General features: G+C 65.3%; 15 protein-coding genes. 10 read left to right on the top strand and 5 right to left on the bottom strand.

All coding sequences use genetic code 11. The annotated features are described in order from the left end of the window. Positions 1-59: 59 nt before the first annotated feature. Positions 60-965: a LysR family transcriptional regulator gene (locus VI26_RS24290; RefSeq protein ID WP_197081378.1), complete on the top strand. Its 906-nt coding sequence runs from the start codon at positions 60-62 to the stop codon at positions 963-965. A 63-nt stretch (positions 966-1028) separates the two neighbouring features. Here VI26_RS24290 and VI26_RS04300 read toward each other — a convergent pair whose 3' ends face one another. Both VI26_RS04300 and VI26_RS04295 read right to left on the bottom strand, forming a co-directional pair. Then, positions 1029-1580, bottom strand: a complete 552-nt coding sequence (locus VI26_RS04300) for a hypothetical protein (RefSeq protein WP_048408510.1) — start codon at positions 1578-1580, stop codon at positions 1029-1031. 357 nt (positions 1581-1937) lie between these two features. Beyond that, the gene (locus VI26_RS04295; RefSeq protein ID WP_048408509.1) at positions 1938-5414 is read right to left on the bottom strand and encodes an indolepyruvate ferredoxin oxidoreductase family protein; all 3477 of its coding nucleotides are present in this window, start codon (positions 5412-5414) and stop codon (positions 1938-1940) included. A gap of 582 nt (positions 5415-5996) precedes the next feature. Between VI26_RS04295 and rarD the strand changes: the two genes are divergently transcribed. The 5 genes from rarD (at position 5997) to VI26_RS04270 (ending at position 10408) form a co-directional block, all read left to right on the top strand. Further along, positions 5997-6908 (top strand): EamA family transporter RarD, encoded by a 912-nt coding sequence (gene rarD, locus VI26_RS04290; RefSeq protein ID WP_048408508.1) that lies wholly within the window; start codon positions 5997-5999, stop codon positions 6906-6908. Between the two features lie 300 nt (positions 6909-7208). Continuing rightward, the gene (locus VI26_RS04285; RefSeq protein ID WP_048408507.1) at positions 7209-7484 is read left to right on the top strand and encodes a hypothetical protein; all 276 of its coding nucleotides are present in this window, start codon (positions 7209-7211) and stop codon (positions 7482-7484) included. A 205-nt stretch (positions 7485-7689) separates the two neighbouring features. Continuing rightward, complete coding sequence (locus tag VI26_RS04280; protein ID WP_048408506.1) at positions 7690-7875, top strand: hypothetical protein; 186 nt, start codon at positions 7690-7692, stop codon at positions 7873-7875. Beyond that, the gene (locus tag VI26_RS04275; protein WP_053074218.1) at positions 7869-8426 is read left to right on the top strand and encodes a GNAT family N-acetyltransferase; all 558 of its coding nucleotides are present in this window, start codon (positions 7869-7871) and stop codon (positions 8424-8426) included. The genes VI26_RS04280 and VI26_RS04275 overlap by 7 nt, the downstream gene beginning before the upstream one ends. Positions 8427-8533: 107 nt before the next feature. After that, complete coding sequence (locus VI26_RS04270; protein WP_048408505.1) at positions 8534-10408, top strand: M3 family metallopeptidase; 1875 nt, start codon at positions 8534-8536, stop codon at positions 10406-10408. 205 nt (positions 10409-10613) lie between these two features. Here the strand turns inward: VI26_RS04270 and VI26_RS04265 are convergent, their stop codons facing one another. The 3 genes from VI26_RS04265 to VI26_RS04255 form a co-directional block, all read right to left on the bottom strand. After that, positions 10614-11171, bottom strand: a complete 558-nt coding sequence (locus VI26_RS04265) for a hypothetical protein (RefSeq protein WP_048408504.1) — start codon at positions 11169-11171, stop codon at positions 10614-10616. A 68-nt stretch (positions 11172-11239) separates the two neighbouring features. Then, entirely contained in the window at positions 11240-12109 is an 870-nt protein-coding gene (locus VI26_RS04260) for a D-hexose-6-phosphate mutarotase (RefSeq protein WP_048408503.1), read from the bottom strand. A gap of 36 nt (positions 12110-12145) precedes the next feature. Beyond that, complete coding sequence (locus VI26_RS04255; RefSeq protein WP_048408502.1) at positions 12146-12562, bottom strand: DUF962 domain-containing protein; 417 nt, start codon at positions 12560-12562, stop codon at positions 12146-12148. Positions 12563-12723: 161 nt separating this feature from the next. Here VI26_RS04255 and hutC point away from each other — a divergent pair, with 161 nt between their 5' ends. The 4 genes from hutC to hutU all read left to right on the top strand — a co-directional run bounded on the left by hutC (position 12724) and on the right by hutU (position 18040). Continuing rightward, positions 12724-13440 (top strand): histidine utilization repressor, encoded by a 717-nt coding sequence (gene hutC / locus VI26_RS04250; protein WP_048408501.1) that lies wholly within the window; start codon positions 12724-12726, stop codon positions 13438-13440. 664 nt (positions 13441-14104) lie between these two features. Then, on the top strand, positions 14105-15352 hold the full coding sequence (hutI, locus tag VI26_RS04245; RefSeq protein WP_048408500.1) for an imidazolonepropionase: 1248 nt from the start codon (positions 14105-14107) through the stop codon (positions 15350-15352). A gap of 15 nt (positions 15353-15367) precedes the next feature. After that, positions 15368-16291 carry a formimidoylglutamase gene (gene hutG, locus VI26_RS04240; protein ID WP_156183736.1) on the top strand — a complete coding sequence of 308 codons (924 nt, stop codon included), beginning with the start codon at positions 15368-15370 and terminating at the stop codon, positions 16289-16291. 75 nt (positions 16292-16366) lie between these two features. Then, on the top strand, positions 16367-18040 hold the full coding sequence (gene hutU, locus VI26_RS04235) for a urocanate hydratase (protein ID WP_048408498.1): 1674 nt from the start codon (positions 16367-16369) through the stop codon (positions 18038-18040). The last annotated feature ends 275 nt before the right edge of the window (positions 18041-18315 follow it).

Below are 18315 nucleotides of genomic sequence, written 5' to 3'. Positions count from 1 at the left end.
AGCATAGGCGGCGCGCGGCTTGGGAAAAACCGGGGAAATGTGGAATGATTGGAATCGATATGGAAACAATCGAACCTTCTTCGGAACTGGCGCTGGCGTTCCTGGCGGTAGTGGAGGCAGGCAGCATCACCGCCGCCGCCACGGCGATGCACAGCTCCAAATCCCGGATCAGCAAGCAGTTGAGCCGGCTGGAGCGCGAGCTGGGCGTGCAACTGCTATACCGCAGCACGCGCCGGCTGACGCTGACCGAGGCCGGCGCGCGGTATCTGGAGTACTGCCGCCAGCTGCGCGAACTGTTGCGGCAATCCACGGCGGCGATGCGCGAACTGCGCGAGGAGGCGAGCGGGCGGGTGCGGATGACGGTGCCGGCGATGTTCGGTGGCGCCTTCATGGCCGAGCTACTGTTGGCTTTTCATCAACGATACCCGGCGGTGCGGCTGGAACTGGACATCAGCCCGGCCTTGCTGGACCTGGAGGCGGACGGCTATGACCTGGCGATCCGCAGCGCGCCGCGACTGGCGCCGTCGCTGGTGGCGCGTTGCCTGTTCCATACCCGCGACTGGATCGTGGCCGCCGACAGCCTGTTGCAGCGCCATGGCGCGCCGCAGCGGCCGGCGGACTTGGCGGCGCTGCCTTGCGTGATCCACGCCGGCCAGCGCGCCGGCGCGCACTGGCTGTTCACCCAAGGCGGCAAGGTGGAGGAAGTGGCGGCGCGGCATTGGCTGCAAATCAGCGATTACAGCCTCAACGAGCGGCTGGCTGAGGCCGGCGCCGGTTTCGCGCGCCTGCCGGATTTCGTCGCCGCCGGCGCGGTGAGCGCGGGACGGCTGCGCCGGGTGCTGGCCGATTACGACACGCCCGGCGCCGCGGTCTACCTGGTGTATCCGCATAAAAAGCCGCAGCCGGCCAAGGTCAGGGTGTTGATCGATTTCATCGTGGATTGCTTCGCCGGCCGCGACGTTTAAAACATTGTTTTCAAACCCTATTCCAATCTATCGCGCCGCAGCGCTGCAGATCCGGAGCCCGGCTCAAGAGGTCGGCGGGAAATCGCCCATGTCCTGGCATTGCTCCACCCACAATGTGTCCGGTCCGGAGTTGGGGATATAGACCTGGTTGACCGCCGACGGCGGGTAATTGGCGTCCGGCGCGCAATCGGCGCTCTGGCCAGGTCCCACCACCACTTGCGCGCCCACTTTCAGCTGGCAGCGCACCACGCGGTTGAGCTGGCTCCAGCTTGGGCAGATGGCATTGGCGGCGCGGTAGGCGGCCACCGGGCCCCGTGGCTGGTTGAACGACCACCAGCGGCCCAAGCGCGAATTGACCTTATTGTTGTCGTAGACGCGGTAGACCGTCACGGTTTGATCCGCCGGTTCCTGGCGTCGCACCTGGCCGGCGCAGAGGCCGCCTTTGCCGGGCTGGCCCAATGCGCTGTTCAGCAGATCGGGATTGTCCACCGTGGCCATGCCGGGCAAGGCCGGCTGGGTCTGGCCGGCACAGCGGTCGCTGCCGGGAGTGGACGCGCAGCCGAGCAAGAGCGCGCAGGCGGAAGCCAGCAGCCAGTGGCGAGGGGTCAGGGGCATGGCAAGTCTCCTTATTGGATTGTTCGAGTTTTGAGTTGGCAGCACTACACCATCTTCAATACTAGAAAATGCGATTGACATTTCCAATTCGAGTTGGGCGCAGCCGGCAGAAAGAACGGGCGGAAAAAAAGAGGGCGTCGACCATGGTCGACGCCCGCAAGCTGTAGGAACACTCGGGTACTACGTTTACAGCAACTTCAATCTGTTCAACCTAGAACCTGTTTACGATCTCGCGAGCTAGGGCGAGACAAGGCGAAAACGAGCGAAAAAGCGGAATGTACTCGTGGTAAATGAGCATTTTGAGCTTGTTCTCACCGTGCAACGCTCCACGAAGCGCAGCTGATCGTAAACAGGTTCTTAGGCCACCTGGCGGTTTTTGCCTCCCGGCTTCAAGTCGCCCAGCAGCTGCGCCTGTTTGCTCTTGGCCTGCTGGTAGTTGCGCTCCTTGATGTGGCCGAAGCCGCGCACGCCTTCCCAGGTTTTCACCAGCTCCACCGCGCGCGGCAGCGTGTCCAGCGTCAGTCCGCTCAGCAAGTCTTCCACCTGTTGCTCGAACTCGCCGATCAGCCGCCGCTCCAGCTTGCGGTCCGACTGCCAGGAGAACGGATCCAGCATGCCGCCGCGCAGGAAGCGCAGCTTGGCCAGCCACTTCATCCCGGTCAGCAGCCAGGGGCCGAAAGCCACTTTGCGCGGCTGGCCGCCGGTGATCCAACTGGCGCCGATGTGGAAGCGCAGCTGGTAGTCGCCGTCGAACTGTTGCGCCAGTTCGCGCTGGAATTGGCCGTCGGTGTAGAGCCGCGCCACTTCGTACTCGTCCTTGTACGCCAGTACATGGAAGTAGTTCTTGGCCACCGCCAGCGTCAGCGCAGTGCTGGCCGGGTTCAGCGCTTCCTCGGCCTGGCGCACGCGCGCCACCAGCGCCTTGTAGCGTTCGGCCAGCGCCGCGTTCTGGTAGGCGGTCAGCGCGCTGGAGCGGTGGTGCAGCACCGCGTCCGGAGTTTCACGTGGAACGAAGGCCACCACCGCCGACGGGCTGACCAGCGCCTCGATGCGCGCCGGATCATGGGCGGCGTGACGGCCCCAGCTGAACGCGTCCTGGTTGAACTTGACCGCGGCGCCGTTCAAGCGCACCGCTTCCATGATCGCTTCCAGCGTCACCGGCACCAAACCCTTTTGCCAGGCGTAGCCGAGCATGAACATATTGCTGGCGATGGCGTCGCCCAGCAGCGAGGTGGCCAGCCGGGTGGCGTTGACCTCGCTGTAGCGGCCGGCGCCCACCGATTCGACGATGGCGTCCTTCATCGCCTTGCTGGGGAAGCGCACGTCCGGGTTCTTCAGGAAGGCGCTGGTCGGCGATTCGTAGCTGTTGACGATGGCGTGGCTGAAACCGTCGCGCATCTTGGCCAGCGCTTCCTCGGCGGCGGTGACCACCAGGTCGCAGCCCAGCACCAGGTTGGCGTCGCCGGCGGCGATGCGCACCGCGTGCAGCTTGTCCTGGCTGTCGGCGATGCGCACATGCGACCACACCGAACCGCCTTTCTGCGCCAAGCCGGCCATGTCCAGCACGGTGACGCCCTTGCGGTCGAGGTAGGCGGCCATGCCCAGCACCTGGCCTATGGTGACCACGCCGGTGCCGCCGACGCCGGTGACCATGATGCTGAACGGCTCATGCACCTGCGGAATCGTCGGTTCCGGCAGCGCCGGCAGCGAACTCAGGCTGGCGCTGCTGCCGGCGGATTTCTTCAGCTGGCCGCCTTCCACGGTGACGAAGCTGGGGCAGAAGCCCTCGACGCAGGAGTAGTCCTTGTTGCAGCTGGACTGGTCGATCTTGCGCTTGCGGCCCAGCGGGGTTTCCACCGGCAGCACCGACAGGCAGCCGGATTTCTGGCCGCAGTCGCCGCAGCCCTCGCACACCTGTTGGTTGATGAAGGCGCGCTTGGCCGGGTCGGGGAAGTCGCCGCGCTTGCGGCGGCGGCGTTTCTCGGCGGCGCAGGTCTGATCGTGGATCAGGATGGTGGTGCCCTCGGTTTCGCGCAGCTCTTTTTGCAGCCGCTCCAGCTCGCGGCGGTGAAACACCTCCACGCCGGCGGCCAGTCCCTGGACGTTCTGGTACTTGTCCGGGTCGTCGCTGGTGATCACGATGCGCTTGATGCCCTCGGCCGCCAGTTGGCGGGTGATCATGGGCACGTCCAGATAGCCGTCCACATGCTGGCCGCCGGTCATCGCCACCGCGTCGTTGTACAGGATCTTGTAGGTAATGTTGACCTTGGCCGCCACCGCGGCGCGGATGGCCAGCAGGCCGGAGTGGAAGTAGGTGCCGTCGCCCAGGTTGGTGAAGATGTGCTTGGTGTGGGTGAACGGCGCCTGGCCCACCCAGGTGATGCCTTCGCCGCCCATCTGGGTGAAGGTCTTGGTGCTGTCGGCCTGGATCCAGTGCGCCATGTAGTGACAGCCGATGCCGGCGACGGCGCGGCTGCCTTCCGGCACCTTGGTGCTGGTATTGTGCGGACAGCCGGAGCAGTAGTGCGGCACGCGGGCGATGGATTCGCGCGGCTGGACCAGTTGGGCTTCTTTTTCGTCGTAGAACTTCAGCCGGTCGTGGATGATGGGGCTGTCGAAGATCAGCGCCAGCCGGCCGGCGATGGCGCGCGCGATCATCGCCGGGGTCAGCTCGCCGGCGGCCGGCAGCAGCCAGTCGCCGTGCGGCAGCGCCCATTCGCCTTTTTCGGCGAACTTGCCCACCACGCGCGGACGCACGTCGTCGCGCCAGTTGTACAGCTGTTCTTTCAACTGGTATTCGATGATCTGGCGTTTTTCCTCCACCACCAGGATTTCTTCCAGGCCTTCGGCGAACTGGCGCACGCCTTCCGGTTCCAGCGGCCACACCATGCCCACCTTGAAGATGCGCAGGCCGATATCGGCGGCCAGCGCCTCGTCTATGCCCAGGTCGTCCAGCGCCTGCATCACGTCCAGATAGCTCTTGCCACAGGTGATGATGCCCAGCCGCGGCTTGGGCGAGTCCAGCGTGATGTGGTTCAGCCTGTTTTCGCGGGCGTAGGCCAGCGCCGCGTACAGGCGGTGGTGCAGCACGCGTTTTTCCTGCGCCAGCGGCGCGTCCGGCCAGCGGATGTTGAGGCCGTCCTCGGGCAGCGGGAAGTCCGCCGGAATCTTGAACTGCAGCCGTTCCGGCGAGATGTCGACGATGGCCGAACTCTCTATGGTGTCGGAAATCGCCTTGATCGACACCCAACAGCCGGAATAGCGGCTCATCGCCCAGCCGTGCAGGCCGTAGTCCAGGATTTCCTGCACTCCGGACGGGCTCAGCACCGGAATCATGCTGGCGGCCAGGATGTGGTCGGACTGGTGTGGAAAGGTGGACGATTTGGCCGCGTGGTCGTCGCCGGCCACCAGCAGCACGCCGCCGTGGCGGCTGGTGCCGGCGGCGTTGCCGTGCTTGAGCACGTCGCCGGAGCGGTCCACGCCGGGGCCCTTGCCGTACCACAGCGCGTAGACGCCGTCGTATTTGGCGCCGTCGAACATATTCACCTGCTGGGTGCCCCACACCGCGGTGGCGGCGAGGTCTTCGTTGAGGCCGGGGTGGAACACCACATTGTGTTCCTTCAAGTATTTCTCGGCCTTCTGCATGGTCTGGTCGACATTGCCTAGCGGCGAGCCGCGGTAGCCGGTGACGTAGCCGGCGGTGTTGAGTCCGGCGGCGCGGTCCAGTTGTTGTTGCAGCATGGGCAGGCGCACCAGCGCCTGAATCCCGGTCATCAGCACCTGGCCGGTGGGGGCCGTGTATTTTTCTTCCAGGTCTGCGTGGCGGATCGACATGGTTTCTCCTCCTGTCATTCTCGGGCGCGTCCGGCGGGCGCAAGCGCCGCGCGGCGGACGTCCCATCGCTTGTGGCGATGGGGCCGGCCTGCGCCTTGTGGACGCGTGTGGCCGGCCTTCTCCTTAAGTTTTAGACCCGCTGGCCCGGTGCCACCGCCTTTCAAGAACCTATTTACGATCGTAAACAGGCTCCATCCGGGGCGGCGGCCCGGCGTGTCTGCGCCCGCCGCATGTTTGCGGTCTATGTGGCGCCGACGGCTTCTCCTTTGCTGTCAGCGGTTGAGCTCCATCTCCAGCCGGTGTTTTTTTAATCGTCGGCATGCCGGCGCGGTCCCTGGTCCGGGGCTGGTTTCTAGAGTCTTTTCTCTATTTGATCGGACTATAAGTTACGTTTACGTCAACGTCAAAGAGATTGACTGATGTGGACGGCGACTGCGGCGATTGTGCCAACGCAGCATAGAGCGATCATGGAAAGTCATTGTTTTAATTACTGAACAATCTGTTGATTACTTGACGGTTTTTCCGCCGCGGCAATTTGGTTAAGCTGTCATCCTGAGCCCCTCCCTTGCTGTGTGATATCCCATGAGTTCTGTTTCTTCTTCCGAAAGCAGCCGCGGCGTCGCTTTCACCGTTGCCGCCTTTATCTGCTGGGGCTTGTTTCCCTTGTACTGGAAACCGCTGCACGACGTGCCGGCTTTGCAAATTCTGTGCCATCGCATCGCCTGGTCGGCGGTGTTCGTCGCCATCATCCTGACCGTGCGCAATCACTGGGGCTGGCTGCCGGCGGCGGTGCGCGAGCCGCGCAAGCTGGCCATTTTCGGCCTGTCCTCCTTGCTGCTGTCGCTGAATTGGTTGATCTACATCTGGGCGGTGAACGCCGGCCACGTGGTGGAGGGCAGCCTGGGTTATTTCATCAATCCGCTGTTCAATGTGCTGTTGGGCCGGATCTTTTTGTCCGAGCGTCTGAGCGGCCTGCAGAACACCGCCTTGCTGCTGGCGGCGGCCGGCGTGGCCTGGATCACCTATAGCGCCGGCGCGCTGCCGTGGATCGCATTGTCCTTGGCGGCCACCTTCGGTCTGTACGGCCTGCTGCGCAAGAAGGCGCCGCTGGCCTCGCTGGAAGGGCTGGCGCTGGAAACCTTCCTGATGACGCCGCTGGCGGTGCTGGCGCTGTTGTGGTTCGAGTGGCAGGGGCAGGGCGCCTTCGGCCATGGTTCGGCCGCGCAGACCGGCCTGCTGATGGGGGCCGGGGTGGTGACCGCGGTGCCGCTGCTGCTGTTCGCCGCCGGCGCGCGCCGGCTCAAGCTGGCGACGGTGGGCGTGATCCAGTACATCGGACCCAGCATCCAGCTGGCGCTGGGCGTGTTGTTGTTCGGCGAAGCGTTCGACAGCGGCCGCGCGCTGGGTTTCGGCCTGATCTGGGCGGCGCTGCTGCTGTATTCCGCCGCTGGTTTGCTGCAGTTGTGGCAGGGACGGCGCGCCGCCGCGGCCTGAGTTTTCCCGCCGTCTGAGCAGCCCGCGTTTCGCAAGAAATGCGGGCTGTTTTCATTAGGAGAGTTTGCTATAAACCACTCAATGGGCTGAGCGCCGAGTGTTTCCGGCGCCAGCCCATTGCCGAGCCGAAGCCGGCCCGCGCCTGTCGTTCAAGCGTTTCGAGCGCGGCCGCACCGCGCCACCCATGCATCGTTGCGATGCCATTGCCGCCCTGTTTGCCCCAAAAACAAGCATCCGTCCCAGGCCGTCCCCGCGTTGTTTGCGGCGGAATGTGGCCGTTACTTTGCAAGGAGGCGCGTCATGGCGCTCTATCTGGTGAGTGTGGTTTTCTTTGGTTCCGACATCCTGATCCGGCTGGCGTTGCGCGCGCGTTCCCGCGCCTGGGTGGGCGCGGCCTTGGCCGGTGGCTTGTTGCTGGCCTGGCTGTTGTATCCGATGCTCAGCGACTGGGCGCTGCCCTATATGCCGGACGAGCACGGCATGCAGCTTTACGCCGCGCTGGTCGGCCTGCAACTGGGCCTGACCGATGCCGCGATTTCCACCAGCCTGGCTCGCTACCTGGGCTGGTGGCGCTGAGCGTCGACGCGGCCGGCGCTCCGGTTTCTCCTGTTCATGTCATGCGGATGTTTCGCTCAGATTATGCTTGACGCCATGCCATCCCGGTAGCAGACTGCGCTGCGTCGCCAGGCTCCACCAGCCCGGCGGCGCATGCCGGACATTCGCCCGCTCCCCGCGGGCCGGACGTCCATGATCTTTATCGTTCTTTACAGGTACCGCCATCATGGCATTGTTCTTTTTTCCCCTGTCGCGGCATTTGCTGCGCGACATTCTTGGCGACGACCGCATGGCGTCGACCGAGCGCGCCTGGCTGCGCGAACACACTTCCATCCAAGCAGTTGAACAGCGACGCGTCGAGCTGGAACGCGACATTCATCGTCTGCGGCTGGAGAAGGGCGGCTTATGCTGAGTCCCTTGCTCTATAGCCGTCGCCTGTTGCTGCGCGATTTCCGGCCGGAGGACCACGGCGCTTACGCGCTGGTGCGCAGCGGCCGGGAATTCGCCCGCCATTACCCACCGGAAGAAATCACGCCGGCGCGCAGCGGCCAGTTGTTGTTGAGCTTTCTGGCGCAGCAGCGCGACTCTCCCCGGCGCGGCTGGCAATTGGCGATCTGGCGCAGCGCGGACAAGGCGCTGCTCGGTTCGGTCGGCCTGCGCGGCCTGGGACGCGGCGGCGAGGCCAGTTTCGGCATCGAGCTGGCGGAGCAGGCCTGGGGCCAGGGCTATGCGCTGGAAGCGGCGCGGGTGATGCTGGATTTCGGCTATCGCCAGCTGGGCTGGCACCGGATCTGGGTCGATTGCGCGCCCGGCAATATCGCCATGCTGCAGTTGGCGCGGCGGCTGGGCTTCGTGGTGCAGCCGCTGGGCGAGCGGCCGCGGCTGAGCCTGCTCTTGTCCGTGGTGCCGCCGCCGTTTTCCGGTCCGCGGCGCGAAGTCTTGCAGCTGGCGCGCGGCGGCTGAATCTTGACCGGTGCGATCCCGGCGCGCACACTCAATGCAAATTTCATAACAGACTGTCCTGGGCCGTCACAAGCGGCCCACGGCCAGCGCAAAGGAGAATCAGCAAGATGACTGCGATTGCCGAACTGCGCGCGGAGTTCGACCAACTCAACCGCGATTACCTGGCGGTGCACAAGACCAAGGAAGACCTGTTCTGGGATACCTATATGGCGGTGTCCGACGATCATGACGGTTTCGCCCGCGCCGAAGCCGCGTACAAGGCCTTCATTTCCAGTCCGGAACGGCTGGTCGCGGTGCGCGCGGCGCTGGAACGGCTGCGGGAGCAGCCGTCCGGCGCCGAGCGCGATGCTTTGCTGCACGGCTATCAAGGCTGGCTGGCGCTGTTTGAAAGCAATATCGTCGACAGCGCGGCGGCGCAGCAGCAGATGCGCAGGCTGATCGAGATGGAGGCCGAGCTGTTCGCCAAGCGCCGCGACCTGGCGCTCAGCCACATCAATGAACGCGGCGAGCGCGAAGAGGCGACGTTGACCATGTTGGCGATCAATATGGCCACCAACCCGGATCTCGCCGCGCGCAAGAGCTCGCACGACGCCTTGCTCGATCTCGAGCGCTGGGTGCTGGCCAACGGCTTCCTCGACATCGTCAAACAGCGCAACGCGCTGGCGCGCAGCCTGGGCAGCGCCGATTACTTCGAATACAAGGTGCGCAAGAACGAGCAGATGACGCCGCAGGCGCTGTTCGCCGTGCTCGACGATTTCGAGGCGCGCACCCGCGACGCCAATCGGCAAGCGCTGCGGCGGCTGGCGGAGGACAAGAGCGAGGACGCGCTGCAGCCCTACAATCTGCGTTTCCACATGAGCGGCGACGTGACCCGGCAGATGGATCCCTATCTGCCGTTCTCCAAGGCGGTGGAGCGCTGGGTGCTGAGCTTCCGCCGGCTGGGCGTGCAATACCGGCAAGCCACGATGCAGCTGGACCTGGTCGAACGCAAGGGCAAGTACCAGAACGGCTTTTGCCACGGTCCGATACCCAGTTATTACGATGGCGGCCGCTGGGTTCCAGGGCAGATCAATTTCACCGCCGACGCCACGCCGGACCAGGTGGGCAGCGGCGCGCGCGCGATCAACACCCTGTTCCACGAAGGCGGCCACGCCGCTCACTTCGCCAATGTCACCCAGAACGCGCCGTGCTTCTCGCAGGAGTTCGCGCCCACCTCGATGGCTTACGCCGAAACCCAGAGCATGTTCTGCGACAGCCTGCTCAACGATGCCGACTGGCTGAAGCGCTACGCGCGCAACGCCGCGGGCGAGCCGATGCCGGACGCCTTGATCCGCGCGCGCATCGAGGCGACCCAGCCTTTCTTCGCCTTCGCCGAACGCTCCATCGCCGTGGTCGTCTATTTCGAGCGCGAGCTGTATCGGCTGCCGGAGGCGGAGTTGAGCCCGGAGACGGTGCTGGCGCTGGCGCGTCGTTGCGAGCGCGAGATTCTCGGCGTCGAATGCGGCCCGCGGCCGCTGCTGGCGATTCCGCATCTGCTGAACCAGGAGTCGGCGGCGTCCTACCACGGCTATCTGCTGGCGCATATGGCGGTGTACCAGACCCGCGCCCACTTCCTGCGCGAGCATGGTTATCTGACCGACAACCCGGCGATCGGGCCGCTGCTGGCCGAACATTATTGGGCGCCGGGCAATAGCTTGAGCCACGACGCCACCTTGCTGAGCCTGACCGGCGAGCACTTCAACGCCCGCTATCTGGCCGAGGCCTGCCAGCGCAGCGTGGACGAGGCCTGGCGGGAGGCGGAGCGGCAGATCGCGGCGGCGGCGGAGCGCGTATACGCGCAGGATTATCCGCAGCGGCTGGACGCAACGATACGGCTGGTGCACGGCGCCGAGCTGATCGCCGACAACGAGGCGGGGGAGGCGGAGATGTGCCGCCGCTTCGAAGCCTGGGTGAGGGAGCGCTACCCGGCCGCGGCGCTCTGAGAACCTGTTCATAATCTGCTGCGCGTCGTGAAGCGTTACACGGTGAGTACCAGCTCAGTGCTCATGTACCACGAGTACATTCCGCTTTTTCGCTCATTTTCGCCTGGTCTCGCCCTTGCGCGCGGGATTGTAAACATGTGCCGAGGCCGCGCATGACAACGGCAGCCCAAGGGCTGCCGTTTTCTTTGTCCTGACTCAGAAGCCTTCAGGCCTGACGGTAGATCAGTCGGCCTTCAAACAGCAGCTCGCTGGCGTCCAGCCGGGTGTCGCCGCTAGGCGGCGCGGCGCGCTCGAACACGAAGCGCTGGCCCTGGTATTCGATCCAGGCATTGATGGGCTCGCCCTGGAAACGACCCAGCACTTCCTCGGAGCGGGTGACGAAGGCGTTGTCCGGCAGCACCGTGCCCTGGGGGGCTTGAGTCTGCGGCGTCTCCAGCGTCCAATTGTCCTCGCCGGGCGGCTGTGGGTCGTTGCGGGTGGCCATGTGTAGCCACATGCGGAAAGCCCAGTGCGGCAGCAGCACGCGGTGCACGCGCTTGTCGTCGGTGATCACGCAGCGCACCGGAAATCCGGCGCCGCAGGATGGGCAGCGCGCCTGGGCCGCCAGGAAAATCTTGTCTTGCTGCTTGCTGGCGATGCCTTCCATGTGTTCCGAGCCCACCATCGCGCGGCAGCTGGGGCAATGCTTGCCGAAGCGGCGCACGCTGTTGCCGTTGGCAAAGGAGATCGGCAGGAAACGGGAAATCTTGTCTGGTCTGGCCATCGCTAGGGGTTCCGGAACTGAAAAACGCCACCGGCCGGACTAGGCGTCGCGGCGGCTATGGTCTGCCATTATACCCCGCACTCGGCGGCTAAGGGCTCCAGTGTCAGCCGGCAGGCCAGCCGGTGGCTGGAACCGGGCGCGAGCAATCGGGCATCGTCGCCGGCGTTGGCGGTCTCCACGCAGACGAAGTCGCGCCAGCCGGCGTCCGGCAAGTCGCTCAGCCGCGCGGCTTTTTCCGCCGCTGGGTTCCACACCACCACGCTGCCGGCGCCTTCGGCTGTGACGCGGATGCAACGGTTCCAGACCGGGTCGCGCAGGACGGCCGGCCGTTCGCTGTACACGATGCAGTCCACTTCGCCGTGGAAATGGAAATCGGTGTCCGGCCAGCGGCCCTCGCGGTCGGCCACCTTGTCGTGGCAGCGCGCGCCGGCCAGACCGGACAGCGAGGCTTGCGTCGCGTCGCCCACCGCCAGATAACTGTGCAGCGCCGCGCTGAGGCGTTGCGGACGGTCGCCGTGGTTGCGGGTGGTCAATGCCACCTGCAGGGTTGCGCCCAGATGGTATTCGATCTCGGCGCTCAGACCATCGCGCTCAGGGCCGGACAGTTTCACGTGGAACACGCCAGCGTCCTCGCGGACCTCGTCCAGACGCCAGACATGGGTGCGCGCCACGCCGTGAGCCGGCAGGCTCGCATCGTCGGGGTGCGGGCCGAACCAGGGCCAGCATAGCGGCACGCCGCCGCGGATCGCCTTGTCCGGCTGGTAGCGCGCCTGCGGCGACAAATACAGCAAGGGTTGCTGGCCGGCGGCGCGGAAGCCGAGCAATTGTCCGCCCTGCAGCGAGATTTCGGCGTGGAAGTCCGGGGTGGCGATCACGAGGATATCGACGCCGGGCGCGCGGCTGGACAGCGCGGCGGCGGGAGGCAGGGCGGCGGACATACGGAGCTTCCGGGCAAAAGAAACGATGATAGCGCGCTACAGCCAGCGGCGCAGCGTCCACAGCGGGCCGATCAGCAGGAATTGCAGATCGCGCAGAAAGGAGGGCTTCTTGCCTTCGATTGCGTGGCCGACGAACTGGCCCACCCAGGCGACGGCGAACAGCAGCAAGGCTGGCCAGGCCAGCGGCAGGCCGGCGCGCGCGATGATGTCCAGCGCCAGCAGCATGGGCAGGCACAACACCGCCATCGCCACAGCTGGGGCGCGGCCCAGCCGCCAATAAAACAGCAGGCCGGCGGCCACCGCCAGCCAGGCCGGATTCAGCGGCGCCGGCACGCTGTAGAGCAGGCCCAGGAGCGCGAACACGATGGCGGGCACGCAGATTTTGTGGATGCGGATATTGACGGGATGGCGGTGGCTGAGGTCATATTCTTGCAACCATTGCTCTAGCGTCATGATTGAGAGCCTCGCAAATGGGCGACGGACTTCCATCTTGGCGCAGCCGCGCGGCGGCGGCAATGCCCGCGGCCGGTTTTGTCTGCGCTGGATCAGGGGGCGCCGTGCCGCTTTGGGCTACAATCCTTGTGTAAACCGTTCAATAGTTTGGGTTCCGATAGGTGTCATCCACAGCACAACCGCGTTATCTGCGCATCAAGGAATACATCCTTGAAGGCATTCGTTCCCGCCAATTCCTGCCCGGCGGCAAGATTCCGCCGGAACTGGAGTTGGCGCGTCAGTTCCAGGTATCGCGCATGACCGTCAACAAGGCGGTGCGAGATCTGGCCGAGGCCGGCATCCTGCTGCGCTTCGCCGGCGACGGCACTTATGTGGCGGAGCGCAAGGCGGAGTCGCCGCTGCTGGACATCAACAATATCGCCGAGGAGATCGAGGCGCGCGGCCATCGCCACAGCGCCGATGTCTACGAGCTCAAGGCGGTGGCGGCCAACGAGGACGTGGCGTTGCGCCTGGGGGTGAAGGAGGGCAGCACGGTATTCCGCTCGCTCATCGTGCACCGTGAGGACGAGGTCGCCATCCAGTTGGAAGACCGCTACGTCAATCCAGTCTTCGCGCCGGATTATCTGGAACAGGATTTCAGCAGCCGCACGCCCAACGACTTCCTGATGAAGAACTGCCCGCTGACCGATATCGAGCACAGCGTGGAGGCGGTGCTGCCCAGCGCGGCGGAGCAGGCGATGCTGGACATGAGCGCGCAAGAGCCCTGCCTATTGGTGTTGCGCCGCACCTGGTCGCACAAGAAGCTGGTCAGCTTCGCGCGGCTGACGCATCCGGGGTCGCGCTACAAGCTGCGTTCGCAGACTCGGGTCAAGCGCTAAGAACCTGTTCAAAGCCTGCTGCGCGTCGGCGATACGGCGTTGAAAACCAGCTCAAAATGCTCATGTACCACTTGTACATTCCGCTTTTTCGCTCGTTTTCGCCTTGTCTCGCTCTTGCTCGCGAGACTTTGAACAGGCTCTAAGAACCTGTTTACGATCTGCTGCGCGTCGACGGGATGGATAGAAATGGGCGTTGAAACCGAGCTCAAAATGCTCATGTACCATCTGTACATTCCGCTTTCTCGCTCGTTTTCGCCTTGTCTCGCCTTGTCTCGCCTTAGCTCGCGAGATCGTAAACAGGTTCTAAGAAGCTGTGCAAAGCCTGCTGCGCCGTGTGGCGTTTGCGCACTCCGGCGCTCCCGCCGCAGGGTCCGGTTTGTGCTGCCGGCCAGGCTCTGGGCCTGGCGCTGAGCGCCGGAGCCATGTTGCGGCGCAGTCGGACTCGCGATGTTCTGCGCGTCAATGTATATACAAATGGACGCTGAATTTTTCCGATCCAAGCCGCCACCACAGGGCGGCTTTTTTGTTGCTTTGCAACATCAACTGCCTGCTCTATAAGCCTATTCAGGCCATTCTGCGTGTTTACAAAAATCGCGGCTGCAAACTTGACAGGCTGTCGGTATAGGATTAATTGTATATACAAATAACCTGATCGAGCCGAACCATGAACCAAGCCCAAGCGGATCGCCGCAGCCTGTGGATCAATGCCAGGCTGGCGACGATGGACCCGAGCCGCCCGGCGCCGTATGGCGCGCTGGAAGGCCATGCGCTCTTGCTGGAAGCCGGCCGCATCGCCGCGCTGCTGCCGACCGCCGACATCGATCCCGCCAGTTTCGACGGCGCGGTGATCGACGCCAAGGGCGCCTGGATCACGCCCGGCTTCATCGACTGCCACACCCACCTGGTTTACGGCGGCAACCGCGCCGCCGAATGGGAAAAGCGCCTCAATGGCGTGCCTTATCAGCAGATCGCCGCCGAGGGCGGCGGCATCGTCTCCACCGTGCGCGCCACCCGGGCGCTGGACGAAGCCGGCCTGGCCGCCGCCGCCAAGCCGCGCTTGCGCGCCTTGATGGCCGAGGGCGTGACCACGGTGGAGATCAAATCCGGCTACGGCCTGAGCCTGGAAGACGAACTCAAGCAGCTGCGCGCGGCGCGGCGCTTGCAGGATGAACTGGCGGTGGAAGTGTCCGCCACCCTGCTGGCCGCCCATGCGCTGCCGCCGGAATACGCCGGCCGGCCCGACGCCTATATCGACTACATTGTCGACGTCATCCTGCCGGCCGCCGCGAGCGAGGGCCTGGCCGAGGCGATGGACGCTTTCTGCGAAAGCGTGGGCTTCTCGCCGGCGCAGACTCGCCGCGTGTTCGAAGCGGCGCGCGCGCACGGCCTCAAGATCAAGGGCCATGTCGAGCAACTGTCCAATCTGCACGGCGCCGAACTGGTGGCCGAGTTCGGCGGCTGGTCCGCCGATCATGTCGAATACCTGGACGCCGCCGGCGTGGCCGCGCTGAAGGCCGCCGGCACCGTGGCGGTGTTGCTGCCGGGCGCGTTCTATTTCCTGCGCGAAACCCAAAAGCCGCCGGTGGAGCTGTTGCGCGCCGCCGGCGTGCCGATGGCGGTGTCCACCGATCTCAATCCCGGCACCAGCCCGTTCGCGTCGATCCGGCTGGCGATGAACCAGGCCTGCGTGCTGTTCGGCCTGACCCCGGAAGAGGCGCTGGCCGGCGTCACCCGCCACGCGGCGCAGGCCTTGGGCCGCGGCGCCAGCCATGGCCGGCTGGCCGCCGGCCAGGTCGCCGACTTGCTGCTGTGGGACATCGATTCCCCGGCCGAGATCGTTTACGGTCTCGGCGACAATCCCTTGCGCCAGCGCGTGTTCCGCGGCGTGGCGCAGCATATGAAAGGCTGTTGAAGCATGAGCGTGGACATGAGTGTTTGGAGCGGCCGCGTCGACGCTGGCGAAGGCGATCTGGCGCGGCGCTGGCACCAACTGGCGCGGCCTTACGCCGCCGGGCTGGAGCCGGGCGTGGGCATCATCGGCTTTGTCAGCGATGAGGGCGTGCGCCGCAACCAGGGCCGCGTCGGCGCCGCCGCCGGTCCGGCGGCGATCCGCAAGGCGTTGGCCAATCTGGCTTGGCACCAGCCGCTGCCGCTGTGCGATGCCGGCGACGTGGATTGCGCCGACGGCGACCTGGACGCCGCCCATATCCGCTTGGGCGAGCGGGTGCGTCAGTTGCGCGCCGACGGCCATTTCCCGCTGGTGTTGGGCGGCGGCCACGAAACCGCCTACGGCACCTGGCGCGGGCTGGCGGCCGCGCATCCGGACAAGGTGATAGGCATCGTCAATTTCGATGCTCATTTCGATATCCGCGAAGCGGCCGAAGCCACCTCTGGCACCCCGTTCGCCCAAATCGCCGCTGACTGCGCGCAGGCCGGCCGCCCCTTCCATTACCTGTGCCTGGGCGTGGCCGAGCCGTCCAATACCCAGGCGCTGTTCGCCCGCGCTCGCGCGCTCGGCGTCAAATGGACGCTGGACAGCGACATGACGCTGGACACCCTGTCCACGGTGCGCAGCGCGATGATGGCCTTCGTCGACCAGGTGGACATCGTCTACCTGACCATAGACCTGGATGTATTACCCGCCAGCGTGATGCCGGCGGTTTCCGCCCCCGCCGCCATGGGGGTGGCGCTGCCCGTGGTCGAGGCCCTGGTCCGGCGTTTGGCCGAAAGCGGCAAATTGGCGGCCGCCGACCTGGTGGAACTGAACCCGGCCTTCGACATCGACAGCCACGGCGCCAAGACCGCCGCCCGGCTGGCATGGAGCATAGGCCGGCATCTGAAGCAGGCTTGAACCCGTTCGTAGCGATAGCGTCATTCCCCGCCCGCCGGACCACAACCGGCGGCGGGTTTACAAAGGAGAATACCGATGTCCGACCCGCGTTTTGATCCGACCCGCCACATCCGCGCGCCGCGCGGCAGCGAATTGACTTGCAAGAGCTGGCTGACCGAGGCCGCCTACCGCATGATCCAGAACAATCTGGACGCGGAAGTGGCCGAGCATCCGCAAAGCCTGGTGGTGTACGGCGGCATCGGCCGCGCCGCCCGCGACTGGCAGTGCTACGACACCATCCTGGACGTGCTCAAGCGTCTGGAGGACGACGAAACCCTGCTGGTGCAGTCCGGCAAGCCGGTGGGCGTGTTCAAGACCCACGCCGATGCGCCGCGGGTGTTGATCGCCAATTCCAATCTGGTGCCGCACTGGGCCAACTGGGAGCACTTCAACGAGCTGGATAAGAAGAGCCTGATGATGTACGGCCAGATGACGGCCGGCTCCTGGATCTACATCGGCTCGCAAGGCATTGTGCAGGGGACTTACGAAACCTTCTTCGCCGTCGCCAATCAGCATTTCGACGGCAAGCCGCAAGGCCGCTGGATTCTGACCGGCGGCCTGGGCGGCATGGGCGGCGCCCAGCCGCTGGCCGCCACCATGGCCGGCTTCAGCATGATCGCCGTCGAATGCGACGAAACCCGCATCGATTTCCGCCTGAAAACCCGCTATGTGGACCGCAAGGCCAAGACCCTGGACGAGGCGCTGGCCATCATTGACGAGGCCAAGCACAGCGGCAAGGCGGTATCGGTGGGCTTGCTGGGCAATGCCGCCGACGTGTTCGCGGAACTGGTGGCGCGCGGCATCACCCCGGATGTGGTCACCGATCAGACCTCGGCCCACGACCCGGTGCACGGCTATCTGCCGCAGGGCTGGACCGTGGAGCAATGGCGCGCCAAGCAGAAGATCTCCGGCGCCGAAATCACCGCCGCCGCCAAGAAATCGATGGCGGTGCAGGTGCGCGCGATGCTGACTTTGCAAGAGCGCGGCGCCGCCACGCTGGACTACGGCAACAACATCCGCCAGATGGCGCTGGAAGAGGGCGTGGCCAATGCCTTCGACTTCCCCGGCTTCGTGCCCGCCTATGTACGCCCGCTGTTCTGCGAAGGCATCGGCCCCTTCCGCTGGGTGGCGCTGTCCGGCGATCCGGAAGACATCTACAAGACCGACCAGAAGGTCAAGGAACTGATCCCCGACGATCCGCACTTGCATAACTGGCTGGACATGGCCAAGGAGCGCATCAGCTTCCAGGGCCTGCCGGCGCGCATCTGCTGGGTGGGCCTGAAGGACCGCGCCCGCCTGGGCCTGGCCTTCAACGAGATGGTCAAGAACGGCGAATTGAAAGCGCCCATCGTGATCGGCCGCGACCATCTGGACTCCGGCTCGGTGGCCTCGCCCAACCGCGAGACCGAGAGCATGAAGGACGGCTCCGACGCCGTGTCCGACTGGCCGCTGCTGAACGCCTTGCTCAACACCGCCGGCGGCGCCACCTGGGTATCGCTGCATCACGGCGGCGGCGTGGGCATGGGCTTCTCCCAGCACTCCGGCGTGGTCATCGTCTGCGACGGCAGCGACGCCGCGGCCCAGCGCGTGGGCCGCGTGCTGCGCAACGATCCGGGCACTGGCGTGATGCGTCACGCCGACGCCGGCTACGAGATCGCAGAGAACTGCGCAAGAGAGCAGGGCCTGGACCTGCCGATGCTGAAACGCTGAGCACCTGCGTGCGATCAGCCGCGCGTGGTGAGGCGTCGTAATACGGGGAGCTGCGCCGCGGAATGCTATGAACATTCCGCGGTGCCAGCCGCAACGCCTTGCCTCGTTTTAGCGTGAACATGTAGTGAAGCAGGCATACCGCCGCCGCGCGCACGCCGGCGGCGGGCTGCGGCGTCTAGGCGCTAGTCCGCGTGGACGCCGTCATCCCGACCGAACAAGCTGAATTCAAAACAAGCGGCGGGAGCAGTAAAGCGTGTTGCAAAGGAAAAAAAACC

Source organism: Chromobacterium sp. LK1, assembly GCF_001043555.1.
In the GTDB taxonomy this organism is placed as follows: domain Bacteria; phylum Pseudomonadota; class Gammaproteobacteria; order Burkholderiales; family Chromobacteriaceae; genus Chromobacterium; species Chromobacterium aquaticum.
This window is presented reverse-complemented; position numbering and strand designations above follow the sequence as displayed.